At 27.4% G+C, this 5,586-nt stretch carries 9 protein-coding genes; all 9 read left to right on the top strand.

The window, feature by feature from the left end; all coding sequences use genetic code 11:
• Positions 1-130 precede the first annotated feature (130 nt).
• The 9 genes from A500_RS04300 to A500_RS04265 all read left to right on the top strand — a co-directional run bounded on the left by A500_RS04300 (position 131) and on the right by A500_RS04265 (position 5,577).
• The gene (locus tag A500_RS04300; RefSeq protein ID WP_016206365.1) at positions 131-361 is read left to right on the top strand and encodes a hypothetical protein; all 231 of its coding nucleotides are present in this window, start codon (positions 131-133) and stop codon (positions 359-361) included.
• A 21-nt stretch (positions 362-382) separates the two neighbouring features.
• Complete coding sequence (locus A500_RS04295) at positions 383-619, top strand: hypothetical protein (protein ID WP_016206364.1); 237 nt, start codon at positions 383-385, stop codon at positions 617-619.
• Positions 620-630: 11 nt separating this feature from the next.
• Positions 631-1,401 (top strand): phage tail family protein, encoded by a 771-nt coding sequence (locus A500_RS04290; protein WP_016206363.1) that lies wholly within the window; start codon positions 631-633, stop codon positions 1,399-1,401.
• A 6-nt stretch (positions 1,402-1,407) separates the two neighbouring features.
• Positions 1,408-1,818 carry a hypothetical protein gene (locus A500_RS04285; RefSeq protein WP_016206362.1) on the top strand — a complete coding sequence of 137 codons (411 nt, stop codon included), beginning with the start codon at positions 1,408-1,410 and terminating at the stop codon, positions 1,816-1,818.
• Positions 1,819-1,920: 102 nt separating this feature from the next.
• Positions 1,921-2,397, top strand: a complete 477-nt coding sequence (locus A500_RS04280; RefSeq protein ID WP_016206361.1) for a phage terminase small subunit P27 family — start codon at positions 1,921-1,923, stop codon at positions 2,395-2,397.
• A 77-nt stretch (positions 2,398-2,474) separates the two neighbouring features.
• Positions 2,475-3,824, top strand: a complete 1,350-nt coding sequence (locus A500_RS04275; RefSeq protein WP_016206360.1) for a terminase TerL endonuclease subunit — start codon at positions 2,475-2,477, stop codon at positions 3,822-3,824.
• On the top strand, positions 3,815-4,168 hold the full coding sequence (locus A500_RS21625) for a terminase TerL endonuclease subunit (protein WP_341349937.1): 354 nt from the start codon (positions 3,815-3,817) through the stop codon (positions 4,166-4,168). The genes A500_RS04275 and A500_RS21625 overlap by 10 nt, the downstream gene beginning before the upstream one ends.
• Positions 4,169-4,178: 10 nt before the next feature.
• Positions 4,179-4,358: a hypothetical protein gene (locus A500_RS04270; RefSeq protein WP_040436517.1), complete on the top strand. Its 180-nt coding sequence runs from the start codon at positions 4,179-4,181 to the stop codon at positions 4,356-4,358.
• A 4-nt stretch (positions 4,359-4,362) separates the two neighbouring features.
• Positions 4,363-5,577: a phage portal protein gene (locus A500_RS04265; protein WP_016206359.1), complete on the top strand. Its 1,215-nt coding sequence runs from the start codon at positions 4,363-4,365 to the stop codon at positions 5,575-5,577.
• Positions 5,578-5,586 lie beyond the last annotated feature (9 nt).

Genomic DNA, 5,586 nt, shown 5'->3' with positions numbered 1-5,586 from the left:
AGGTTAGTGTNTTTCTTTTACGTACTTATTAGTTAGTTNTTGGTTTAATTTTAAATTTACNCAGTCTTTTCTTAGGCGTNTGCTCTCTTCCTTGGAGGGGAAATAATAAATGATGAAGGGTGTGTAATAAATGGATTTAAAGAAGGAAGCATTTTTAAAAAATCAAGTTTGTGAAAAGTTTTATGAGGTCACTAATGTTTATATTGCAGAAGAATTAATAAAGCTTAATAAGTATTTATATTTTACTGAGAAGATACCTCACTGGAAATATAAAAACAAAATACAAAGAATTTGGTACTTCGAAATGCCGAGAGATATATTTGAAGATGTTAAGAATATAAAAAGTAAAATGAATAAATAAATAAAGGGATAGGTGAAATAGATGGATAAAAATTTAAAAGAAATGTTAATTAAGGAAGCAGAAAAATTAGGATTTAAAATAGTTTATAGAGAAGAACATTTTAAAAATTATGGTAAAGATATTGATTTTATGAAATTTGATTTAAAAGATATAGCAAGGTCTTGGGAAACAAGAACAAAGGGAGAAAGTTTCTATTTTCGAGATGATGAAGGTTCTTATTCTTTAGATTTCTTAATAAGAAATAGAATTATTTTGTAGTAGGTGATAAGGTGAGTTTTACATATAGAAATAAAAATGGAATTAGATATAATGGTTACGATTTAGATTTTTATCAATTATGCGTTATAGATGATGATATAGAATTAGAGAATCAGTTAGGAGTTAGGCAAACTGTTAATAGTAACAATAATTATTTTGTGAATGTTGATAAAGAAAACTTTACTTTTACATTAAAGTTTATAAGAAAAGTTAATGGAGTTCCTAGTTCATTAGATGTTAGATGGACAAATGGAACTTTTTTAGATGAGATTAATAGATTATTTTTTAGTAATAAAGAAGTAAATTTATTAGAGATAGGTGGTAGGATCTACTATGTTATTCCTATAAGTGGAAGTTTAAAAAGACACAGTAAGAATGTAGGAGAATTTAGTATCGAGTTTCAATCACTTAGTCCATACTGCTATACTCCTATATACACATCAACTTTAAAAGTAAACAGTACTAATAGTCCAAAAGAAATAACTTTAGGTAATAAAGGAAATGATGTTTATGCAACAATAAAAGCTGAAATAATTGCAGATGGTGATTTAATAGTTACTAATAAAAAGAATGGTGAAACATTAACTGTTAAGGATTGTAGGTCTGGCGAGATATTTATAATAGACGGAGATAATATAGATGTACAATGGATTGATTATAGTAGGGTAACAGGGAATATTAAGGATACATTAACATTAAAATTTGGTGATACTACATTCAGTATAAAATGCAATGATGCTAGAGTGGGTATTGAATATCAATGTGAGATGAATATATGGTAGTCAAGTATGGCTTTAAAGAAGTTATGTTGTGATTGTGGTAAGATTATGGACTATACCACAGGAGCTTTATGTGATGAATGTAAGAGCAAGAGAAGTAAGGATAAGTATGATTATGAACAATGTAGTTACAGAAGATTATATCATACTAAGAGATGGAAGAAGTTAAGACAAAGTATAATGGCTGAGTATAATTGGATGTGCTTAGTTTCATTAGGGAAAGGTGAGGTTGAGGAAGCTAAGATACTACATCATATTGAGGAAGCTAATGAGAGCAACTTCTTTGATAGAGATAACTTGATTCCTTTATCATTTAAAGTACATGAAGAAGTACATATGAGGTATGAATTAAGTAAGGAAAGTAAGAAGGAATGTCAAGCGTGGTTAAGAAAGTTGAGGGATAGCCCCCTAGCAGTTTAAAATGTCGAATTTTGTGGTGTTTCTAAAGCCTTAGCCCCTCACTTATAAAAAAATATCCCTTTAAAAATTATTTTCAATAACAAAGGAAGGTGGTGAAATATTATGTCTGTTGCAAAACCATTAGAGCTAACAAGTAAACATTACACTAAAGAGGAAATTGAGCAACGTAAGGAAGCAGAAGAAAAGTTAAAGGGTAATCATGACTTAGTTTATGAAGTACCAAAACAATTAAAAATAAAAAAAGAGAAGGAACTATATTTATTTCTAGTTGGTGAGTTAAAGGCAAGTAATATTCTCAACAACCTTGATATAAATATACTGATACAAACTGTTAATTCAATATTACAAATGGAAGAAGCTAATAAAAAAATAAAAGAGTTTGGACAAGTAATTCAGAAAAATGATGGATCACTTCAAAAAAATCCAGCTATAAATATTTATAAGGATTACTATTCAATATTCTATCAATGTTGTATCCAATTAGGGTTAAGTCCTATGAGTAGAAGTAAATTAGCTACTTTATCTTTAGCAAAAACAGAAGAAGATAACGATGAATTATTAAATATTTTAAAGAGTTAAGATGTTTTTAATCTCTATCTAACAAGGTAGGGATAGTAAAGCATCTTTTTATTTTATAGAAGAAAGGATGTGATTAATTGATACTATTAGATAAAGCTATTGAATATGCAGAAGATTGTGTGAGTGGTAAGGAAGTTACTACTTGGGAAGTTGTAGCACAATGTAAAAAGTTTTTAAATGACTATAATAATAGGCAATATAAAGATGATTTTAAATATTATTTTGATGAAGATAAGTTAGATAAAGTTGAAAAAATAATTTCACTAATGAGATTTGCTACAGGATTTTTAGGTGGAAAGCCAATATTAGATAATTTAGCTACATTTCAATGTTTTCTAGTTGTAAATATATTTGGGTGGAGATTTAAAAGTAATGAAAATAAATTTAGATATAGGGAGTCGATGTTGTTCATATCGAGAAAGAATGCTAAAGGAACAATTTGTGCAATTATATTTATAGTTGGTATGTTGCTAGAACAGAACTATAGTGAATTTTATTCTATATGTTTAGATAAAGAGTTATCGAGTGAATTAAGAAAACAAATAAAGCAAATAATAGAAGCTAGTCCTGCTTTATGCAAGAGATTTAAAATATCTAAGCAATGGACAGGTAATTTAGAATGTTTAATTACTAAAAGTTATTATAAGCCTTTAACTGCCAATGCAGATAAGAATAATAGTATTCGTGGTTGTTATGTAGTAGCAGATGAATTAGGTGCTTTTGATACTAAAGATAATATAAATGCATTAAGGAGTGGTCAGAAATCAGTATTGAATCCACTTATGTTTTATACTACAAGTGCCTATCCTAATTCTACATCCATTATGTATGGAGAATTAGATTACTGTAGAAAGATTTTAAAGGATGAAAAAGTAAATGAAAGGTATTTCTGCTTAATCTACTATGCTAATAAGGATGAGATTTGGGAAGATCAAGGAATATACAGAGCTAATCCTTTAAGAATAGAAGAAAACTATGAAGAGATTAGACAGTTTAGAGAACGTGCAAAGATAGTTGAAAAAGATAAGATAGAACATATAACTAAAAATATGAACATAATGTTGGATAGCGTATCGGATGAGGAATTCTATTTACAAAAAGACTTATGGAAGAAATGTGAAGTTGATAAAGTAGATTTTGAAGGTAAGAAGGTTTCTGTTGCTGTGGATTTATCTAAAACTACAGATTTGACAAGTATATCAATAATGTATCAGGAGGGGGAAGTTATTTACTGTAAATCACATGGATTCTTACCTGAAAACAGTTTGAACAATGTAAATAGAAGTGAAAATATAAACTATTTAGCAGAAGAAGCTTTAGATAATGTAACGATACAAGAGGGCGATAATATTAAGTATTTAGATATATGTAAATATATAAGGAATATAGAGTCTAAATATAAATGCACTATTAAAATATATACATAGATCCAACTTATTCAGAATTATTAGTAAATGAATTACAAGATGATTTTGATATTGTTGTCTTAAAGCAAACATATACTCAACTTAGTAGATATACGCTTAGATTTAGAGATTTAGTATATGAAGAAAAAGTAAAATATGAAAAGAATAATGTTCTAGATTATTGCGTAGCTTGTGCTAAGGTTTCAGAAGGTAAAGGTGGAGATATAATGATAGCAAAAAATCGTAAAAATAAGTGGGAAAGAATAGATCTGCTTGTTACTTTGATATTTTGCTATGTTGAATTTTATTCTGAAAAGAAAAAGAAAGATTTTAATAAAATATTTGATGATAAATACATAGTTTAGAGGTGAGGAAATGAAAGGATTTTTAATTGATTACATAGAAGAAATATTATTTTTAATTTCACTTTTATTAATTGCTATTAGTGCTTATTTTGTAACAATTGCTTTAGGTTTATTCGTTACAGGATTAATGTTAATAGTATTAGAAAGAAAGATAATAGAGATAAAGAAAAGTTTAGTAGAAAGAAGGTGAATAAATGAAAATAGAAAATTATAAATCTGTTACTAAAAAGAGCTTATATAATTCTAGTATTAACTTAGATGAATTAGGTAAATTATTAGGTGATGTAGATGTAACTAGAGAAGATTTAAAGCATGATTCAACAGCAATGAGTTGTATAAGTGTCTTAAGTGGTTATATTGCAAGTATGAGCCTTCAACTATTTGAAACTAAAGAAAAGGATTCAATAAGAGTTAATAATAAGCTGACGAATGTACTTAAAAGACCTAACATTCTTCAAAATTATTTTGATTTTATGAAGGAATCATTGCAAGAAATGTTAATAAATAAAGAGGTTTTTATTAAAATAAGCACTAAAAATGGACAGGTGTCTTCTTTAAATATTATTGAAAGTCCTAATTTAAATAAAGTGAGTGGTACTTACTTTGTTAGTGGAACTATAGATAATGAGCCTGTAAATGTAAATTATAATAATTGCCTTCATTTTAGGGATACTTTTGATAGATTTAATGCACTAGAAAGTGTAATTGTAACTAAGAAGAGTGTAAATAATTTAATTAATAAGCAATACGATTCAAATTTGCAGAATATAATTAAAGGAATCATAACTGTAGAAAGTGACGATTTATCTGAGATAGCTAAAATTAATTTAAAGAAAGCATTTAATAAAGTGCTTAATTCTGGTGATGATAACATTGCTGTTTTAGAGGAAGGAATGAAATTTGATACCATTCAAGGAAATGGTGTACAGTCTTATTCTTTTGCAGAATCTCAAGTAAAAGAGATTTTAGCAATACTAGATGATAAAATACATCAAGGTTTTAATGTTCCTAAAGTATTAACTTCAATAAGTGAAGGTAGTTATAATTTATCTGAGAATCAAAAGAATTTATTTATTGAAAGCTTATTACCTTTAATAAAAATGATTGAAAATGAAATGACTTATAAATTATTAACCACTACAGAAAAAGAAAGTTTATATTTTAGAATAAATTACGAGAGCATATTGAGAGGCAGTAGTTCAGAAAGAGCGAGTTTTTATAAGGCTATGAAAGAAACTGGTGCAATAACTGTAGAAGAAATAAGATCTAAGGAAAACTTGCCTTATATAGAGAATACTAATTCTTTATATATAGACTTAAATCATGTTCCTTTAGATAAATATGATTATTATTTAGAAAAGAGATATGGTGATAAATCTACAGAAGAGGCTGAGAAAGGTGGTGAATAAATGAACAAG

The sequence above is a fragment of the Clostridium sartagoforme AAU1 genome, from assembly GCF_000401215.1.
Classification (GTDB): domain Bacteria; phylum Bacillota; class Clostridia; order Clostridiales; family Clostridiaceae; genus Clostridium; species Clostridium sartagoforme.
The sequence above is the reverse complement of the archived record's forward strand: the minus strand, read 5'-3'. Positions and strand labels throughout refer to the sequence as shown.